Below are 17,107 nucleotides of genomic sequence, written 5' to 3'. Positions count from 1 at the left end.
CTTGGAGTTTCGGGCGCTCACAGCTTGTAGCCGCCGCTTGCTTCGATCGTCTGGCCGGTCACCCAGTGGCCGTCGTCGGACGCGAGGAACGCCACGACGGCGGCGATTTCCGAAGGCTCGCCAAAGCGTCCGAGCGCGATGTCGGCCTCGACCGCCTTCACGAGTGCCGGATTCTCCCGGAAGGCCGCGTTCGCGTCGGTTCGCGTGAAGCCTGGCGCGACCGCGTTCGCGGTGATCCCGCGCGGCCCCAGTTCGGACGCGAGCGCATGCGTCAGCGTGTTGATCGCCGCCTTGGCCATCGAGTAGATCGGCGCCGTCGTTACCGGCTTCGTCGCGGCGGCGGACGAGATGTTGATGATCCGCCCGCCATCGGCGAGGCGATCCATCGCAGCCTGGACGATGAAGAACGGCGCGCGCAGGTAGACCGCCATCAGCGTGTCCCAGCTTGCGTGCGTCGCGTCCTTGAAGCCGATCCAGCCGGCATTGCCCGCATTGTTGACCAGGATGTCGAGTGTTCTGCTGCCGTTCCGCATAGTGAACTCGTGGTCGAGCGTGTCGAACAGGACTGGCACGGTTGCCGGGTCCACCAGGTCCGCAGGAATCGCGAACGCAGTGCCTCCGGCGTTTTCGATGGCCGCGACCGCTTCGTCCGCGCCGGATTTGCTGGCGTTGTAGGTCAGCGCGACCGTCGCACCGTCGCGAGCGAGACGTTCGGCGATCGCGCGGCCGATGCCACGCGATGCCCCGGTAACGAGAGCGGTCTTTCCCTTGAGAGGATGGTCCACAGGATGTTCCTTCGTGCTTGGGTGCAGGTGCCGATCACGCCAACGATCGGCGGGTGGGATGCGTCAGAGCTGCGCGAGGCCACCGTCGACGGCGAGTTCGCTGGCGGTCATGAAGCTGCTGTCCGACGATGCGAGAAAGGCCGCGGCCGCCGCGATTTCGGCCGGGTCGGCCATGCGCAGCAGCGGGGTCATCGCGCCGTAGGCCTTCTGGCCCTCCTCACCGAGCGCGGCCTTGGCGAGTTCGGTCGCCGTCGCGCCGGGGGACAGGACGTTCACGCGAATGCCGGTACCCTTGAGGTCCTCCGCCCAGCTCCGCGCGAGGTTGCGCACGGCCGCCTTGCTGGCGCTGTAGGCGGTGAACCCCGGGGCGCCCGTGGTACCCGCGCTCGATCCGGTCAGGATGATCGAACCGCCCTCGCGCATCAGCGGCAACGCCTTCTGGACGGTGAAGATCGTCCCCTTCACGTTGGTGTCGAAGGTCTCGTCGATGTGTTCGGCGGTGATCTGGCCGAGTGGGAGCGGACTTCCGGCGCCTGCATTGGCAAAGACGATGTCGAGCGTTCCGCGCTCGGCCTTCACCGCGGCGTAGAGCCGGTCGAGGTCGGACTCGTCGGAGACCGAGCCCTTCACCGCGCGGGCATGCGACCCGAGCTCCGCCACCGCGGCATCGAGCGCATCCTGTCGCCGCCCATAGATGAAGACGAAGGCGCCTTCCTCGATGAACCGCTTTGCCGAGGCGAGGCCGATACCGGTCGCGCCGCCGGTGATCACGGCGGTCTTTCCGTCTAATCTGGTCATGTCGTGCATCCTTGTTCGCCGACCGGGTGTCCGGCCGTCCGGGGAGGTTCCCCCCGCGAGCCTCAACATGGGCTCGGCAAAGTCAGGCAGGGATTGTGGAATTCCGCACATCGGTGGTGCGGAAATGATCCATGGTATGGGTCGTGCGCCTATCTCGAACGTGCGTGCTATGATGGGCGTGCAGCTTGCGGCGCGGGAATGCACCATGATCGACTGGGACGACGTTCGCTACTTTCTGGCCGCCGCGCGCGAGGGGTCGGTGCGTGCTGCCGCCAAGGGTCTCGCGGTGAACCACGCGACCGTGCTGCGACGTATCGCGCAGCTCGAACAGCGGCTCGGCGCGCAGATGTTCGAAAAGCTGCCCTCGGGCTACCGCCTGACGACGGCGGGCGAGGAGGTTCTCGAATTCGCGCTGCAAATGGAATCCTCGTCGCACCAACTGGAGACGAGGGTCTTCGGACGCGACCAGAGCGTGCGCGGGCTCTTGCGAGTGACGCTGACCCCGATCCTCGCGACGCACCTTCTGCTGCCGGATTTCGCCGAATTCGCGCGCCGGCATCCGGACATCGAAATGGAAATCCAGTCCTCCGGCGACCTCGCGAATTTGACCAATCGGGAGGCCGACGTCGCGATCCGCGTCGTCTACGACCGCAAGACCCTGCCGCTCAATCTGCACGGATTGAAGGGACCGGAGCTGTTCGGCGGCGTCTACATCGCCCGTGATCGGCTGGCTGCATGGCGCGCGGGCGCGTCCGATCCCCTCCGCTGGATCGTCATCAGCACGCACGGCATTCCGGATTGGGCCAGCGAAGGCGATGTCTGTACCACCGCGGTTCCCTTCAGGGTCACCGACGCAGGCGCGGAGATCGCCGCCGTCCGGCAAGGGCTCGGCATCACGACGCTGCCATGCTTCGTCGGCGATGCGGACCCGCTGCTGGAAAGAGTGCCGGGCACCGACCTGCACCTGTACGGAACGCTCTGGGTCCTGACGCAGGGGGACACGCGCAAGACGAAGCGCGTTCGGCTGTTCACGGACCACGTCTCCCGCAGGCTTGCCGCCTACGCCCCGCTTCTCGCCGGGCTGTCCTGAAACGCGGAAGGTCGCGCGCAGCACTTGCCGACCCGCTTTGAGGCTGCTCGATAGCATACTGACCGCAAGGCACGTTTCGAACACCGATCTGCGGACTGATTCGACAAGCGATGGGTCGTGGTGCCGGTTGCAGGAATCGAACCCGCGACATCCAGTTTACAAAACTGGCGCTCTACCAACTGAGCTAAACCGGCCCGGTGCGCGTCAGGCGTAATCGCCCCATGCTTCAAGATACGCCGAAGGTCCAGCCCTCGGTTTGCGCGATATGCGATGTCATCGTCGCCGGGTGCCAGAGTTCGGGGCGATCGGCGTTGGTGCGGAGCCACGCAGCGGTGAGGATCGCGTCGGTGGCGTGATCGTCGTAGCGGGCGAGCGGTCGGTGCGGCTGGCTGCCGAGGTTGGCGAGCGCCGCATCCAGCGAACCGGCATCGCGCATCTTGCTGAGACCCTTGCGGATACCGGCGGCGCGTGCGGCGATTGTCGTGTAGATCTCGACGATCACCGGGCCTTCGGGGGGGAGCGGGTCGAACGGCCAGATCGGTACGCGGCCGGCAAGGCGGTGGAGCACGCGCATGCCGGTGAGGCTCGACTTGCCGACCTGCGCCGCGCCGACGAGGTTGAAACAGCTCGTGGGGGACAGCCCCATCGCGCGTTGCCCGTGCTCGCAGACGCGCATCCGGCCTGCGCCACCGGGGAACAGGTCGCCGCAATCGCGGTGCTGGCGGAAGTGGCGGCGGATTTCGGAGTCAGTGAGCAAGCTGGAGACGGCAAGGTGCGGGTCGGCAGTCGAGGCATCGTCGACCATCTTCCACAGGGCGCGGGCGTCGGGCGGACTGTCGGGCGCGCCGGGAAAGTATCCGCCTTCGTCGACGAACGGGAAGGCAGGGGAGAGGTCCAGGCCAATCAGCGTCGGCACATCCTGGTCGAGCAACCAGTCGAGGATATCGTCGCGCGACCATACACTGGCGCCTAGTGGGGCAACCAGCGCCGGCGCGGCATCGCCCGTCTCGCAGACCGCGACCGCGATACCCCTGTGCCGATGCCCTCGCGCGCCGGACCAGTCGATCGCCGCAAACCGCGTGAAGCGTGGTTCAGCCATTCTTCTCGGCGCGCAAGGCATCCCAATAGGCGAGCCGTTCCGACAGCCGCTTCTCGAAGCCGCGTTCGGTCGGCGTATAGAAGGTCTGTGGGCTCATCTCGTCGGGCCAGTAATCCGAGCCGGAGAACGCATCCTCCGCGTCGTGATCGTACGCATAGCCCTTGCCGTAGCCGATATCGCGCATGAGCTTGGTCGGCGCGTTGCGGATCGACGCGGGGGGCATCAGCGAGCCGGTCTCGCGCGCCGATTTCCAGGCCGCCTTCTGCGCCTTGTAGACCGCATTCGATTTGGGCGCGGTGGCGAGATAGACGCACGCCTGCGCGATCGCGAGTTCGCCCTCGGGGCTGCCGAGGAAGTCGTACGTGTCCTTGGCAGCGATGCACTGGACCAGCGCCTGCGGGTCGGCGAGGCCGATATCCTCGACCGCGGCACGCGTTAGGCGACGGAGCAGGAACAGCGGTTCCTCGCCGGCGGTCAGCATCCGCGCGAGGTAATAGAGCGCGGCCTGCGGATCCGACCCGCGGATCGATTTGTGAAGCGCGGAGATGAGGTTGTAATGCCCCTCGCGATCCTTGTCGTACACCGCGACGCGACGTTGCAGAAAGTTCGACAGGCCAGCGGGATCGAGCGGTTCGGGGAGGTTCACCGAGAACAACGTCTCCGCCTGATTGAGCAGGAACCGGCCGTCGCCGTCGGCGCTGGCGATCAGCGCATCCTTGGCGGGCGGGGTGAGGGGCAGGGGGCGCGCCATCTCCGTCTCGGCGCGGTCGAGCAGTTGTTCGAGCGCACCGCGGCCAAGCCGTTCGAGGATCAGCACCTGCGCGCGGCTGAGCAACGCGGCGTTGAGTTCGAACGACGGATTCTCGGTGGTCGCGCCGACCAGGGTCACTGTGCCGTCCTCGACGTACGGCAAGAAACCGTCCTGCTGTGCGCGGTTGAAGCGGTGGATCTCGTCCACGAACAACAAGGTGCGCTTGCCGATCTTGGCGTGCTCGCGCGCCTCGGCGAACGATTTCTTGAGGTCCGCGACGCCGGAGAACACTGCCGAGATCGCGACGAACCGCAGGTCGACGGCATCGGCGAGCAGCCGCGCGATCGTCGTCTTGCCGGTGCCGGGCGGGCCCCACAGGATGATCGAGGACAATCGCCCGGCCGACACCATCCTGCCGATCGCGCCTTCGGGGCCGGTGATGTGATCCTGCCCGACCACCTCGCTTAGCGTGCGCGGACGCAAGCGGTCGGCGAGCGGCGCGTTTTCGGGATGCGTTTCGGTGGGGGCGGCGGGTTCGAAGCCCGCGAAGAGATCGGCCATGGGGGGAAGATAGGGGCGGGGGGGCGGTTTGCCCATCCGTCCGGAGTCCCAGCGCGCTGGTCAACCTCACGCACCTCGTCATCCGATCGTCATCATCACCGGGTCGTCATCCCCGCGAAGGCGGGGATCCATATTGGCTGACGGCTATGCACGCTCGCCCGGTCCGAGGGTCTGGGTCCCCGCCTCCGCGGGGATGACGAACGAGAGAAAGGCGAATCTTTTTGACGTACCCCTTGAACCAGAAACAGTCTGCGATATATCGCAAGCCATGAATGAAGATATATCGGAGAACACTCAAATGCGTTTTGGTATGGGATATGGAGCTTGGACGGGTGGCCCGCGAGCCGGCGCCCATGGTCATGGGCATGGTCCTCGCGATCATGGTGACGAGCATTCAGCTTGGAAGCGTGGTGGCGGCCCTCGTGGTCGTGGTCGACGGCTGTTCGATGGCGGCGAGATGAAACTGGTTTTGCTAAAGCTTATCGCCGATGCCCCGCGTCACGGTTATGACTTGATCCGCGAAGTCGAAGGGCTTTCGGGTGGCGCCTATGCGCCTAGCCCTGGCGTCGTATACCCGACGTTGAGCACGCTCGACGACATGGGCCTGATCGAGGAACAGAAATCGGAAGGTGCAAAGAAGCGCTTCGCCGTGACGGCCGAGGGGCAGGCCATCCTGACCGAAAATACCGCCGTGGTGGACGGCTTGTTCGCTAGGCTTGCGGCGGTCGGTGCCGAGTCCGAGCGGACCGATGGCGCGCCGATCAGGCGGGCGATGGGCAATCTTCGGCAGGTGCTCCAGCACCGGCTGATGCGCGAGGACGTCAACGAGGATACGCTGCACGAAGTCGCGGCGTTGCTCGACGAGGCGGCGCAGAAGATCGAGCGGCTCAAGTGAGCGTCTCGGTCGCGAGGGTGCCGACGCATTCGGCCAGCAAGTATCTCCAGCAGCTCGCCAAGCACTGGAGCCACAAGATGGAGGTCACCTTCTCGGAAGAAGAGGGCCGCATCGCCTTCCCCAACGGCGCCGTGCTCGAGATGCGTGCGGACAGCGAAACGCTCGACGTCGCGCTGACCGTGCCGGAGGCAGAGGACGTCGAGCGGATGCGTGGGGTGGTATCGAGCCACCTCGACCGGTTCGCTTTCCGCGAGGCGCCGTTGACGTTCGACTGGACCTCGTCATCCTGACGAAAGTCAGGATCCAGAGCCACGGGCGTCAGCGTCAATAACTCTGGATCCTGGGTCGAGCCCAGGATGACGGAGCCCGGGCGGAGCTAGCCTCCCCGCCGCGCCATCACCTCGAGATACGTATCCAGTACCGACTGGTTGATCGTATCCCAAAGATACCCGGCAGCCTTGTCATGCCCGGCCCAGCCCATCGTCTCGCGCAGCCCCGGCTCCGAGACGATCCGGCCGATCGCATCCGCATACCCGGCGATATCGGTCGGCGGCACGAGAAATCCCGTGACGCCGTCATCGACCAGTCCGACCGCACCCGATGCGCGGGCGGCGACGACGGGCACGCCCGCCGCCATCGCCTCAAGCGTCACGTTGCCGAACGTTTCGGTTACGCTCGGATTGAAGAACACGTCCATCGACGCGACCGCGCGTCCCAGATCGTCGCCCGACTGGAACCCTGCAAATACCGCACCCGGCACGCGCGCGGCGAACCAGTCGCGCGCGGGTCCTTCGCCGATCACCAGCACCTTGTGTGGCACGCCGCGCTGTTCCAGCTCGCGGATCACGTCGGCGAAGACGTCGAGCCCCTTTTCCTTCACCAGCCGCCCGAGAAACCCGACCGCGACCTCTCCGTCGGCAATGCCGCGCGCGCGCCGCCACTCGAGATCGCGACGCGTCGGCGTGAAACGGTCGTGGTTCACGCCGCGCGACCAGATCGCGGTCGGCGTCGTCACGCCCCAGTCGCGGACGATCTCCGCCATGCCGCGCCCGGGCACCAGCACTTCGTCGACGCGGTTGTAGAAGCGCGTCAGGATCTTCACCATGATCGGCTCGAAGAACGCCATCTTGTAGTAGCGGAAATACGTCTCGAACCGCGTGTGCAGCGATGCGACCGTCGCGATGCCGTTGCGGTGGCCGTAGCTGATCGCGCGGTGGCCAAGGAAATCGGGCGCCGACACATGGACGATGTTCGGCGCGAACGCATCCAGATCGCGCCGGATCGCCGCCGGCAGCCCGCGCGCCATCTTGTATTCGCCACGCCCCGCCGGCAGCGGCAGCGACGGCACCGCGACCAGATCGCCGGTCGGCGGGAAGGCGGGCTTGGCATTGGTCGGCGAATAGACACGCACCGTCGCGCCCTTCGCCAGCAGATGGCCGACGAGCAGATTGAGCGCCTGGTTTGCGCCATCGCGAACGTAATTATAGTTGCCGCTGAACAGGGCGATGCGCAGGTCGGTGGCTTGCATCGTCGCGCGGATAACGCCGGGTTTCCCGAAGCGCCACTAAATCCGCAACTTGTCGCACGCGCGCGCCATTGATGTTCCCGTATCGTTCTCGTACATCGGTGGCATGGCGAAACCCCAGAAGCGTTACGTGTGTCAGGCCTGCGGATCGGTGTCGCACCGCTGGGCGGGGCAATGCGCCGATTGCAGCGAGTGGAATACGCTGGTCGAGGAGGCGAACACCGGCGCTACTCCGTTCCATTCGAAGCATAATCTTCAGACCGGCGGCCGCGCGATCCAGCTCGTCGGGCTCGATGCCGAGATCAAGCTGCCCGATCGGATGGCGACCGGCATCGCCGAACTCGATCGTGCGCTGGGCGGCGGGTTCGTCGAGGGTTCGGCGACGCTGATCGGCGGCGATCCCGGTATCGGCAAGTCGACGCTGCTGTTGCAGGCGGCGGCGAAGATGGCGCTCGCCGGCCAGTCGGTCGCATATGTTTCGGGAGAGGAGGCTGCGGATCAGGTGCGTCTGCGCGCGCGACGGCTAGGCTTGGGCAACGCGCCTGTGCAGTTGGCGGCGGCGACCTCGACGCGCGACATCCTGACGACGTTGCAGACCAAGCCGCCCGCGATGCTGGTGATCGATTCGATCCAGACGATGCACTCCGACCTGATCGAGGGCGCGCCCGGCACGGTCAGCCAGGTGCGTGCGTCGGCGCAGGAGCTGATCCGGTTCGCCAAGGAGCGCGGCACCGCCGTCGTGTTGGTTGGGCACGTCACCAAGGACGGCTCGATCGCTGGCCCCCGCGTGCTCGAGCATATGGTCGACACGGTGCTGTCGTTCGAGGGCGAGCGCAGCCACCAATACCGCATCCTCCGCGCGATCAAGAACCGCTTCGGCGGCACCGACGAGATCGGCGTCTTCTCGATGCAGACGGAAGGACTGGCGGAGGTCGGCAATCCGTCGTCGCTGTTCCTGACGCACCGCGACGACGCGATGACGGGGGCGACGGTGTTCCCGGCGCTGGAGGGGACACGGCCGGTACTGGTCGAGATCCAGGCGTTGACGGTCCGATTGGCGTCGGGGGCCACACCAAGGCGCGCTGTGGTCGGCTGGGATTCGGGGCGTCTCGCGATGATCCTCGCCGTGCTGGAAGCGCGGTGCGGGCTGAGTTTCTCCAACGCCGAAGTGTATCTCAACATCGCCGGCGGGTACCGGGTGCAGGACCCGGCGGCGGACCTCGCAGTGGCGGCGGCGTTGATCTCGGCGATGTCGGAGCGTCCCGTGCCGGTCGATGCAGTGGCGTTCGGCGAAGTCGCGCTGTCTGGCGAGATCCGCCCGGTCGCACATGGCCCGCTGCGCTTGAAGGAAGCCAGCAAGCTGGGCTTCGAACGCGCACTGGTGCCAGCGTCGATGACTGGGGAGAAGAGCGGCATGAAGCTGTCGGGCTTCAAGACGCTCGCGTCGTTCGTCGATCACATGATGGGACGGGGGTAAGTTTATCGCAGGGGGCAGCGGCGCGTCGTTCCGCTGCGAAGGTTTGGATCCATAACCCCAAGGTTGAGACATGGATCGCGTCGTTCGCGATTATGGGTTCTCGCCTCCGCGGGAATGACGGGAGTGGGCAGCGCCAGCGAGAACGCTCGCACTAGCGGTTCGCGCCCAGCGTCCCTATTCCAGACAGCATGAACCTCACTGCCCTAGACATCGTCGTCCTGATCGCCGTCGCCGGGTCCGCGGTGCTGGGGCTCGTGCGCGGGTTCGTCACCGAAGTGCTGTCGATGTTCGCCTGGGTGGCGATGGTGGCGATGTTGAAGCTGTTCCACATCCCGCTCGCCGCCGCGCTGTCGCCGATGGTCGGCACGGTTGGCGGCGCCGCGGTGCTCGCGTTCGCGATCATCACCGGCGTCACCTATATCGGCGGGCGGCTGGTCGCCAACGCGATCGGTGCGCGGACGCGGACATCGATCCTCGGGCCGGTCGACCGTGCGCTCGGCTTCGGGTTCGGCGCGTTGAAGGGGCTTATCCTCGCGAGCCTCGTCTTCCTGCTCGCGACGCTCGTCATTGACACGATGAGTGGCGGACCGTCGCGCCGGCCCGGCTGGATGACGACGTCACGGACCTACCCGCTGCTCAACGCGACGAGCGCGGGGATCGCCGATTTCGTCGACCGCCGCCGCCGTGGCAAACCTGTTTTCGGCGCAACCACGCCGCCTTCCCGATCCGATAGTGCAAGTGAGTCGAAGCCATGAGCGCGCCCCTCTACAACGCCGAAATCCTGCGCCTTGCCGCGACGATCCCGCACCATGAACGCCTGCCCGAGCCGATGGCGACCGCGGAGAAACGCTCGCCGATCTGCGGCAGCCGCGTGACGATCGACGTCGCGGTCGATGATGAGGGCAAGGTCAGCGAGGTCGGCCTGCTGGTCCGCGCCTGTGCGCTCGGCCAGGCGTCGTCGTCGCTGCTGGCGTCGAACATCCTCGGTCGCACCCCCGCCGAACTCGCCGCCGCGCGCGACGCGCTGACGGCGTGGCTTGCGCGCGAGGGCGATGCGCCCGATTGGCCGGGGATGGATATCTTCACCCCCGCACTCGACTACACCGCGCGCCACCCTTCGATCCGGCTCGCGTTCGAAGCCGCGGCCGAGGCTGCCGATGCCGCTGCAAAGGCGAAGGTCTGATGGCGGAGGGCACGTCGCCGTCGCTGCTCCGCGACGGCGTCGTACTGCTCGGGTTCGGGCTGATGTTCGTGCTGCTGTTCCGCCGGCTCGGGCTCGGTGCGACGCTGGGGTATCTGGTCGCGGGCGCGGTCGTCGGGCCGCACGTGCTTGGCCTGGTCGGCGATGCGGAGTCGAAGCTCGGGTTCGCCGAACTCGGCATCACGCTGCTGCTGTTCATCGTCGGGCTCGAACTCAATCCGTCACGGCTGTGGAAGATGAAGGAGGAGATCTTCGGATTGGGGCTCCTTCAAGTCGCGATCTGTGGCTTGGCGATCACCGCGATCGTATGGGTGGGCGCGAAGTTCTCGCTGCCCGCTGCGCTCGCGCTCGGCCTCCCGCTCGCGCTGTCGTCGACCGCGCAGGTGCTGCCGATGCTGCGCTCGTCGGGGCGGATGAAGACCCCGTTCGGGGAGCGCGCGTTCTCGATCCTGTTGTTCCAGGATCTCTCGATCGTCCCGCTGATCACGATCGTCGCGGCGATGAGCCGTAATCCGGCCGATGCGAATGCGCCTCCCGGGTGGCTGCTCGCGATCTACACCGTGCTTGCGGTCGTCGGACTCGTCGTAGCGGGACGCTTTCTGCTGCGCCCGTTCTTCCGCCTGATCGGCAATTTGGGCGAGCGCGAGATGTTCGTGTTCGCCGGGCTGTTCACGGTCATCGCCAGCGCCGCGATCATGGAATGGCTCGGGCTGTCGACTGCGCTCGGCGCGTTCATCGCCGGCGTTATGCTCGCGGACAGCCCGTATCGGCATGAGCTCGAAGCCGATGTCGAGCCGTTCCGCTCGATCCTGCTCGGCCTGTTCTTCCTCGCGGTCGGCATGGTGCTCGACCTTAACGCGATCGCCGAACGCCCGTTCTTCGTCATGGCGATGGCCGCCGCGCTGATCGCGACCAAGACCGGCGTCATCATGCTGATCGGCATGGCGTTCAAGATGACGTGGCGGCAGGCGTTTGCGCTGGGCCTGTTGCTGAGCCAGGGCGGCGAGTTCGGCTTCGTGCTGTTCGCGCAGGCGCAGGCCGGGCTGCTGATCGAACCGCAGGCGGCCAGCCTGTTCGGGGCGATCATCACGCTGTCGATGGCGACGACGCCGTTCCTGATGGGCATCACGCGCCGCTTCCGGACCGAACCGATCGCCGAGGGGCAGGAGCGCGACGGCCCGAAGGTCGACGGCGCGAACGCGATCATCGTCGGCTATGGGCGGTTCGGCCAGACGGTCGGCCAGATGCTGCTTGCGCAAGATATCCCGGTGACGCTGATCGACACGGATATCGAGATGATCGACATCGCCGGCGAGTTCGGCGCGAAGGTCTATTACGGCGACGGCACGCGGCTCGACCTGTTGCGGCAGGCGGGCGCGGCGGAGGCAGAGATCATCTGCTTCTGCATGGACGGCGACCAGCTCGATCCGGACACGATCGAGGGCGTGCACGAGGCCTTCCCGGACGCCGCGATCTACGTCCGCGCGTTCGATCGCCGCGCGCTCGTGAAGCTGAAGAACACGTCGGCGACCGCGGTTGTGCGCGAAGTGATGGAGTCCGCGGTGAAGATGGCGCGGCTGGCGCTACGCGGGCTGGACGTGTCGCCTGCCGATATCGACCGTGCCGAGGAGCAATACCGGTCGCGCGACAAGGAGCGGTTGCAGTTGCAGATCGACTCCGGCGACATGCGCGCGGCACGTGCGGAGACCGCCAAACGCTTTCCCTGGGGGAATGATACGCAATGATTATCGCCATTCTAGCGGCCTTGTCGGGCGCGATCGCGGTTGCGGCGGGAGCCATGGGGTCGCATTGGGCGGGTGATGCTGCGCGTGAGTTGTTGAAGACCGGCAGCCATTATCAACTGGTCCACGCGGTCGCGGCGCTGGTTGCACTCAAGATGGATGCACGTGGCCCGGCTTGGCTCTTCGTTGTCGGTGGTTTGCTCTTCGCTGGATCGCTTTACGGCCTGGCTGCTGGTGGTGGGCGATGGCTCGGTCCAATCACGCCGATCGGTGGCGCATTGTTGATCGGCGGATGGCTGTGGCTGGCGTGGAGCGCAGCCCGCCCCTGACCTCCTTGTTCACCCGCGAAGGCGGGTGCCCAGTCTGGGCACCCGCCTTCGCGGGTGAACAACCTTCTTGCGGGTCCTGGAACGCTATCGCTTCTTCCGGCACGCGTCCGAACAGTAGATCACGCTGTCCCAGTCGCGCGCCCATTTCTTCCGCCACGTGAACGGCCGCTCGCACGCCGGGCAGACCTTCGTCGGCAAATTCTGCTTGGCGACACCGTTGGGCATCAGCGAGGCTGCGCGTCGAGGAAGGTTTCGACGTCGGCGAGGTCGACCGTCTTGTCGAGATACGTATGGCCGATCCCGCGCGCGAGCAGGAAGGGGAGGGTGCCCGCCGCCATCTTCTTGTCGTGCCGCATGTGATCGACCAGCCGCGCACCGTTCGCGTCGACTTTCGCCGCCACGAGACTATCCGGCAGCCCGACGTCACGCCAATGCGCCGCTACTCGCTGAGCGTCCTGACCTGAGCAGATGCCCTGCGCCGAGGAAAACCCGAACGCCAGCGAGCAGCCCGCCGCGACACCCTCGCCGTGGATCAGCGCCTGCGAAAACCCGGTCTCCGCCTCGAGCGCATGGCCAAAGGTATGCCCGAGATTAAGCAAAGCGCGCGTCCCGTTCGTCTCATGCTCGTCCGCCGCGACGATCCGCGCCTTGGCCGAAACGCTGTGCGCGATCGCGTATTCGCGCAGGCCGATGTCACCGCTCAGCAACGCGGCGCCATTCGCCTCGCACCATTCGAAGAACGCGAAGTCGTCGATCAGCCCATATTTCACGACCTCGGCGTAACCTGCGCGCAGTTCGCGTATCGGCAGCGTATCCAGCACCTGCGGATCGATCAGCACCATGACCGGCTGGTGAAACGCGCCGATCAAATTCTTGCCGGCCTTCGTGTTGATCGCGGTCTTGCCGCCGACCGAGCTGTCCACCTGCGCGAGCAGCGACGTCGGGATCTGCACGAAGTTGCACCCGCGCTTCAGGATCGAACAGGCGAACCCGACCAGATCCCCCATCACGCCGCCACCGAGCGCAACGACGTGATCGCCGCGCTCCACACCGAGTTCGAGCAGGCGGTCGCAGAGAAATTCAAGCGTCGCCCAGCTCTTGCTGCCCTCGCCCGGCGCGAGGACGATCGCCTCGGACACGACCCCCGCCGCGGTCAGCGAAGACTGCAACGTCGCTAGGTGGACCGACAAATTCTCGTCGGTGACGATCGCCACGCGCCTGGCCTTCGCGAGCGGCGCAAGAAACTCGCCCGCCCGCGCGAGCAACCCCGCCTCGATATGGATCGGATAGGTCCGCGAACCCAGCTCAACGGTAACGGTCTTCATCGGCCAAGCGCTCTCAGGATAGCGGCGACGGTCGCTTCGTGCGGCGTCTTGTTGCTGACGATATGGATCTGCGCCTGCGCGTAGATCGGGTTGCGGACGCGCGCCAGTTCGGCGAGCACTTTCCCCGCGTCGCGGTTACGCAGCAGCGGGCGGGTGTCGCGCCGCCCCACGCGTTCGACGAGAATGTCGGGATGTGCACTCAGCCACACCGACACCGCATCGCGCAGGATCAGCGCCCGCGTGTCGTCGTTGATGAACGCGCCGCCGCCGGTCGCGATGATCTTGGGCGTACCGTCGATCAGCCGCGCGATCACGCGGCGCTCGCCATCGCGGAAATAGTCCTCGCCGTATTTGGCGAAGATCTCGGCGACGGTCATGCCAGACGCGGCCTCGATCTCGTGGTCGGCATCGACGAACGGCAGGTTCATGCGCAGCGCGAGGCGGCGGCCGACGGTGGTCTTGCCGACGCCCATCAGCCCGACGAGCACGATCGGACGATCGATCGGGGCAGGGCGGCGACTGCCCGAGGGTCCGCCTGAAGGGTTGTGGCTTTGCAACATCGTAGCCCGCGCTATACAGCGGCTCCGCGCGAGGGCAAAAGCTCTTGGCGTGCGATTTTCTGCCCCGTTCACTACCCCCGTCCACTACAAGGTTACGTCGTATGTCCCGTTTCATCGTCTCGGTCGTCGTCGTTCTCGTGGTCGTGGTCGGCGGCCTGTTCCTGCTGGCAGGGCGCGCGACCGAGCGTCCGCAGAGCCACGTCGAGAAGGCCGTGACGCTTGCGAACCTCTCTTAAGGCATCCTTAGCGGCGGCAGTTGCCGTCGGAGCCTTGGTCGCGCTGGCACCCGCAACCGGCCAGGATCGTCCCGAATCGATCCTGCCGCCGGGGTTCGGCGAGCCGACGCCTGCGCCCGCACCGCGACCGACGCCGCCTGCCGGTACGCAGGCGCCCCGTCCGACGGGTCCGACGCAGCCGAGCGCGCCGCAGCCGGCTCCGTCCCCCGCACAATCGGGCGCGATGATCCAGCCGCTGCCGCCGACGACGCCGGGCGACGCGCCGCTGGTGCCCCCTGTCGCGACGCCTGCACCGGTCGATCCTGCGGTGCTCGCGCAGTACGAGATGCCGGCGTCCGCGCGTCGCTCGCTCGCGACGGTCGGTCCTGTTACGGCTAGCAAAGGCGGTCTCGATACCGACGCGTTTGGTGAGGCGGACGGCCAGTATGTCGAGACGCTGATGCGCCGCCTCAGTGCGCCGCTGCCGTCGCGCTGGATGTCGATCCTGTTGCGGCGTGCGCTGGTGTCGCATGTCGACACGCCCAGCCGCACGAACGGCGCGGACTTCGCTGCCGAGCGCGCGTGGCTGTTGCTGCGCATGGGCGAATCGGTCGCGGCGCGCGCTGTTGCGCAGAACGTCGACACCGACAATTACACGCCGAAACTCTATCAGGTCGCGATGAACACCGCGCTGGCGACGGGCGATCCGGCGGGCCTGTGCCCGCTGGTGACGGGTGCGATGCGCTATGCCCCGGCGCGCGGCTGGACGATGGCGCAGGCGATGTGTGCCGGGCTGTCGGGCAATCCTGCGCAGGCGAGCCCGCTGATCGCGACCGCCAAGCGCCGCAATGTCGCCAGCGGTGTCGACCTGCTGCTCGCGCAGAAAGTCGTAGGCGCGGGCGCGCAGGGGCGTCAGGCCGTGACGATCGAATGGGACGGCGTCGACCGGCTGACCGCGTGGCGGTTCGGGCTTGCGATGGCGACCGGCGTCACGGTGCCCGACGAGTTGTACGGCACGGCGGGTCCGCAGGTGAAATACTGGCAGGCGCTGTCGCCTTCCGTCGCGCTCGGCGATCGGCTGGCGCCGGCGGAGGCTGCGGCGGGGCAGGGTGTGCTGTCCAGCGCGGCGCTCGTCGATCTCTACGCTGCGGCGGCGACCGACGACGATACGCAGAGTGGCGCGACCGCGACCGCCAACGATCTCCAGACCGCCTATGCCGATCGCAACCCGGATTCGCGGCTCACCGCGCTGCGTCAGTTGTGGGGCGGCGCGAACGCGCGTCCGAGCTATGCGCGCCTCGTGCTGACGGCGCGGGCGGCGTCCCGGTTGAACCCCAATCTTGTGAAGGCTGACGCGGATCTGCTGGTCGCATCGATGCTGTCCGCCGGGCTCGATCGGACCGCCGCGCGCTGGCTGGGCTCGGTACCCGCCGGCAGCGACGCCTGGGCGATGATAATGCTCAGCGATCCCGACGCGTATCGCCGCCTGAGCTATTCCGACCTTGCGTCCTATACCGGTGGCGAAGGCGATTCGGCGTTGAAGCAGCGCATGCTGTTCGCGGGGCTCGCAGGGCTTGGCCGCCTCAACCAGGGGGATATCGAGCGCGCGGCACAGTCGCTGGGCGTGCGGATCGGCGCGGACAATGCGTGGACCCGCGCGCTCGATCGTGCCGCCCGTGACGGCCAAGCGGGGACGGTCGTCCTGCTCGCGGCGGTCGGCATGCAGGCGGGGAGCTGGAAGGATATCCCTCCGGAAGCGCTGTACCGCATTGTCGGCGCGTTGCGCGGGGTCGGCCTCGACGGCGAGGCGCGGATGATCGCGGCCGAGGCGATCGCGCGCGCGTGAGCCATGCCAGCGATCGCGCGCTGATCGACCGGTTCCTGGAAATGATGACCGCGGAGGTCGGTGCCGCGGCGAACACGGTGGCGGCGTATCGCAGTGACCTGACGCTTGCCTCGCAGGCGCTGGATGGCGGATTGGCCGACGCGGATGCCGACGCGCTGGCCAGGCTGGCGAGCGGGTGGTCGGCCTTGTCCCGCTCGACCGTGGGCCGAAAGTCCGCCTCGCTCCGCCGCTTCTTCGCGTTCCTCGCCGACGAAGGCCACCGCGCCGACGAACCCGGCAAGGCGCTGCCCCGACCCGGCACCGCACGCACCTTACCGAAAATCCTCAGCCACGCCGACGTCGACCGTTTGTTCGTCGCGATCGCCCAGCGCGCCGCACGCGATCCGCTCGACCCCAACGATCTCCGTCTCTCCGCTCTGTTCGAGCTTCTCTACGGATCCGGCCTGCGTGCGACCGAGCTGGTCAGCCTGCCGCGCAACGCCGTTCACCCCGATCGCCCATTCCTGATCCTGCGCGGCAAGGGCGGGCGCGAGCGGCTCGTCCCCATCTCCGACCGAGCGCGCGCCGCCGTCGCGATCTGGCGCACCCACGTCGCGACCGACCGGCTCTGGCTGTTCCCCTCGGGCAAGGGCCATCTCTCGCGCATCCGCTTGTATCAGCTCGTGAAGGCGATCGCCGCCGAGGCAGGCATCCCCCCCGACCGCGTCAGCCCGCACGTCCTGCGCCACGCCTTCGCCACGCATCTGCTCGCCGGCGGCGCCGATCTGCGCGCGCTGCAATCGATGCTCGGCCACGCCGATATCGCCACCACCGAAATCTACACGCACGTCGATTCGAGCCGCCTCGTCGAGCTGGTCAACACGCGCCACCCGCTGGCGGATATGCCGCCGCGTTGACGCGGGCGGCGG

At 67.1% G+C, this 17,107-nt stretch carries 19 protein-coding genes and 1 tRNA gene; 11 read left to right on the top strand and 9 right to left on the bottom strand.

What is annotated here, in order from left to right; all coding sequences use genetic code 11:
• Positions 1–17: 17 nt before the first annotated feature.
• Both IFT67_RS14535 and IFT67_RS14530 read right to left on the bottom strand, forming a co-directional pair.
• On the bottom strand, positions 18–785 hold the full coding sequence (locus tag IFT67_RS14535; RefSeq protein WP_192238924.1) for an SDR family oxidoreductase: 768 nt from the start codon (positions 783–785) through the stop codon (positions 18–20).
• 63 nt (positions 786–848) lie between these two features.
• On the bottom strand, positions 849–1,583 hold the full coding sequence (locus IFT67_RS14530; protein WP_192238923.1) for an SDR family NAD(P)-dependent oxidoreductase: 735 nt from the start codon (positions 1,581–1,583) through the stop codon (positions 849–851).
• Positions 1,584–1,752: 169 nt separating this feature from the next.
• Here IFT67_RS14530 and IFT67_RS14525 point away from each other — a divergent pair, with 169 nt between their 5' ends.
• Positions 1,753–2,673, top strand: coding sequence for a LysR family transcriptional regulator (locus tag IFT67_RS14525; RefSeq protein WP_244647402.1), 921 nt, complete (start codon positions 1,753–1,755; stop codon positions 2,671–2,673).
• Positions 2,674–2,791: 118 nt separating this feature from the next.
• Here IFT67_RS14525 and IFT67_RS14520 read toward each other — a convergent pair.
• The 3 genes from IFT67_RS14520 to IFT67_RS14510 form a co-directional block, all read right to left on the bottom strand.
• Positions 2,792–2,867, bottom strand: a tRNA-Thr gene (locus tag IFT67_RS14520).
• Between the two features lie 32 nt (positions 2,868–2,899).
• Complete coding sequence (locus IFT67_RS14515; RefSeq protein WP_192238921.1) at positions 2,900–3,772, bottom strand: hypothetical protein; 873 nt, start codon at positions 3,770–3,772, stop codon at positions 2,900–2,902.
• A complete protein-coding gene (locus IFT67_RS14510) occupies positions 3,765–5,084 on the bottom strand; it encodes a replication-associated recombination protein A (RefSeq protein ID WP_192238920.1) in 1,320 nt (439 codons plus the stop codon). Before IFT67_RS14510 ends, IFT67_RS14515 begins: the two co-directional genes overlap by 8 nt.
• Before the next feature lie 457 nt (positions 5,085–5,541).
• On the opposite strand from IFT67_RS14510, the gene IFT67_RS14505 reads away from it, so the two are divergent.
• Positions 5,542–5,979 (top strand): PadR family transcriptional regulator, encoded by a 438-nt coding sequence (locus tag IFT67_RS14505; RefSeq protein WP_446740817.1) that lies wholly within the window; start codon positions 5,542–5,544, stop codon positions 5,977–5,979.
• Positions 5,976–6,269 (top strand): DUF2218 domain-containing protein, encoded by a 294-nt coding sequence (locus tag IFT67_RS14500; protein ID WP_192238919.1) that lies wholly within the window; start codon positions 5,976–5,978, stop codon positions 6,267–6,269. Before IFT67_RS14505 ends, IFT67_RS14500 begins: the two co-directional genes overlap by 4 nt.
• Before the next feature lie 86 nt (positions 6,270–6,355).
• Here IFT67_RS14500 and IFT67_RS14495 read toward each other — a convergent pair whose 3' ends face one another.
• The gene (locus tag IFT67_RS14495; RefSeq protein WP_192238918.1) at positions 6,356–7,507 is read right to left on the bottom strand and encodes a glycosyltransferase family 4 protein; all 1,152 of its coding nucleotides are present in this window, start codon (positions 7,505–7,507) and stop codon (positions 6,356–6,358) included.
• A 103-nt stretch (positions 7,508–7,610) separates the two neighbouring features.
• Here IFT67_RS14495 and radA point away from each other — a divergent pair, with 103 nt between their 5' ends.
• The 5 genes from radA (at position 7,611) to IFT67_RS14470 (ending at position 12,253) form a co-directional block, all read left to right on the top strand.
• Entirely contained in the window at positions 7,611–8,981 is a 1,371-nt protein-coding gene (radA, locus tag IFT67_RS14490; protein ID WP_192238917.1) for a DNA repair protein RadA, read from the top strand.
• 188 nt (positions 8,982–9,169) lie between these two features.
• Positions 9,170–9,736, top strand: a complete 567-nt coding sequence (locus IFT67_RS14485) for a CvpA family protein (protein WP_192238916.1) — start codon at positions 9,170–9,172, stop codon at positions 9,734–9,736.
• Positions 9,733–10,164, top strand: coding sequence for an iron-sulfur cluster assembly scaffold protein (locus tag IFT67_RS14480; protein WP_192238915.1), 432 nt, complete (start codon positions 9,733–9,735; stop codon positions 10,162–10,164). Before IFT67_RS14485 ends, IFT67_RS14480 begins: the two co-directional genes overlap by 4 nt.
• Positions 10,164–11,927: a cation:proton antiporter domain-containing protein gene (locus IFT67_RS14475; protein ID WP_192238914.1), complete on the top strand. Its 1,764-nt coding sequence runs from the start codon at positions 10,164–10,166 to the stop codon at positions 11,925–11,927. Before IFT67_RS14480 ends, IFT67_RS14475 begins: the two co-directional genes overlap by 1 nt.
• Positions 11,924–12,253, top strand: coding sequence for a DUF423 domain-containing protein (locus tag IFT67_RS14470; protein ID WP_192238913.1), 330 nt, complete (start codon positions 11,924–11,926; stop codon positions 12,251–12,253). Before IFT67_RS14475 ends, IFT67_RS14470 begins: the two co-directional genes overlap by 4 nt.
• A gap of 84 nt (positions 12,254–12,337) precedes the next feature.
• On the opposite strand, the gene IFT67_RS14465 is transcribed toward IFT67_RS14470, so the two are convergent.
• Genes IFT67_RS14465 through IFT67_RS14455 form a run of 3 tightly spaced genes read right to left on the bottom strand, consistent with a single transcriptional unit; the run spans position 12,338 to position 14,138 of the window.
• Positions 12,338–12,478 carry a DUF2256 domain-containing protein gene (locus IFT67_RS14465; protein ID WP_082444318.1) on the bottom strand — a complete coding sequence of 47 codons (141 nt, stop codon included), beginning with the start codon at positions 12,476–12,478 and terminating at the stop codon, positions 12,338–12,340.
• Positions 12,478–13,578 carry a 3-dehydroquinate synthase gene (aroB, locus tag IFT67_RS14460; protein WP_192238912.1) on the bottom strand — a complete coding sequence of 367 codons (1,101 nt, stop codon included), beginning with the start codon at positions 13,576–13,578 and terminating at the stop codon, positions 12,478–12,480. Before aroB ends, IFT67_RS14465 begins: the two co-directional genes overlap by 1 nt.
• Complete coding sequence (locus IFT67_RS14455) at positions 13,575–14,138, bottom strand: shikimate kinase (protein ID WP_192238911.1); 564 nt, start codon at positions 14,136–14,138, stop codon at positions 13,575–13,577. Before IFT67_RS14455 ends, aroB begins: the two co-directional genes overlap by 4 nt.
• 101 nt (positions 14,139–14,239) lie before the next feature.
• Here IFT67_RS14455 and IFT67_RS20875 point away from each other — a divergent pair, with 101 nt between their 5' ends.
• Genes IFT67_RS20875 through IFT67_RS14445 form a run of 3 tightly spaced genes read left to right on the top strand, consistent with a single transcriptional unit; the run spans position 14,240 to position 17,095 of the window.
• Complete coding sequence (locus tag IFT67_RS20875; protein WP_258191373.1) at positions 14,240–14,374, top strand: hypothetical protein; 135 nt, start codon at positions 14,240–14,242, stop codon at positions 14,372–14,374.
• On the top strand, positions 14,358–16,199 hold the full coding sequence (locus tag IFT67_RS14450; RefSeq protein WP_192238910.1) for a serine/threonine-protein kinase: 1,842 nt from the start codon (positions 14,358–14,360) through the stop codon (positions 16,197–16,199). Before IFT67_RS20875 ends, IFT67_RS14450 begins: the two co-directional genes overlap by 17 nt.
• A complete protein-coding gene (locus IFT67_RS14445; protein ID WP_342450625.1) occupies positions 16,196–17,095 on the top strand; it encodes a tyrosine-type recombinase/integrase in 900 nt (299 codons plus the stop codon). The genes IFT67_RS14450 and IFT67_RS14445 overlap by 4 nt, the downstream gene beginning before the upstream one ends.
• Positions 17,096–17,107: the final 12 nt, after the last annotated feature.

This window comes from Sphingomonas sp. CFBP 13728, from assembly GCF_014841895.1.
Taxonomy (GTDB): domain Bacteria; phylum Pseudomonadota; class Alphaproteobacteria; order Sphingomonadales; family Sphingomonadaceae; genus Sphingomonas.
Note: the sequence above shows the minus strand (reverse complement) of the source record. Positions and strands in the feature narration are given on the sequence as shown.

Coding starts and splice junctions, on each gene's coding strand:
- IFT67_RS14475 (WP_192238914.1), top strand. CDS start 10,164: ATGGCGGAGGGCACGTCGCCGTCGCTGCTCCGCGACGGCGTCGTACTG.
- IFT67_RS14505 (WP_446740817.1), top strand. CDS start 5,542: ATGAAACTGGTTTTGCTAAAGCTTATCGCCGATGCCCCGCGTCACGGT.
- radA (WP_192238917.1), top strand. CDS start 7,611: ATGGCGAAACCCCAGAAGCGTTACGTGTGTCAGGCCTGCGGATCGGTG.
- IFT67_RS14455 (WP_192238911.1), bottom strand. CDS start 14,138: ATGTTGCAAAGCCACAACCCTTCAGGCGGACCCTCGGGCAGTCGCCGC.
- IFT67_RS14485 (WP_192238916.1), top strand. CDS start 9,170: ATGAACCTCACTGCCCTAGACATCGTCGTCCTGATCGCCGTCGCCGGG.
- IFT67_RS14480 (WP_192238915.1), top strand. CDS start 9,733: ATGAGCGCGCCCCTCTACAACGCCGAAATCCTGCGCCTTGCCGCGACG.
- IFT67_RS14525 (WP_244647402.1), top strand. CDS start 1,753: ATGATGGGCGTGCAGCTTGCGGCGCGGGAATGCACCATGATCGACTGG.
- aroB (WP_192238912.1), bottom strand. CDS start 13,578: ATGAAGACCGTTACCGTTGAGCTGGGTTCGCGGACCTATCCGATCCAT.
- IFT67_RS14495 (WP_192238918.1), bottom strand. CDS start 7,507: ATGCAAGCCACCGACCTGCGCATCGCCCTGTTCAGCGGCAACTATAAT.
- IFT67_RS14510 (WP_192238920.1), bottom strand. CDS start 5,084: ATGGCCGATCTCTTCGCGGGCTTCGAACCCGCCGCCCCCACCGAAACG.
- IFT67_RS14515 (WP_192238921.1), bottom strand. CDS start 3,772: ATGGCTGAACCACGCTTCACGCGGTTTGCGGCGATCGACTGGTCCGGC.
- IFT67_RS20875 (WP_258191373.1), top strand. CDS start 14,240: ATGTCCCGTTTCATCGTCTCGGTCGTCGTCGTTCTCGTGGTCGTGGTC.
- IFT67_RS14465 (WP_082444318.1), bottom strand. CDS start 12,478: ATGCCCAACGGTGTCGCCAAGCAGAATTTGCCGACGAAGGTCTGCCCG.
- IFT67_RS14530 (WP_192238923.1), bottom strand. CDS start 1,583: ATGACCAGATTAGACGGAAAGACCGCCGTGATCACCGGCGGCGCGACC.
- IFT67_RS14470 (WP_192238913.1), top strand. CDS start 11,924: ATGATTATCGCCATTCTAGCGGCCTTGTCGGGCGCGATCGCGGTTGCG.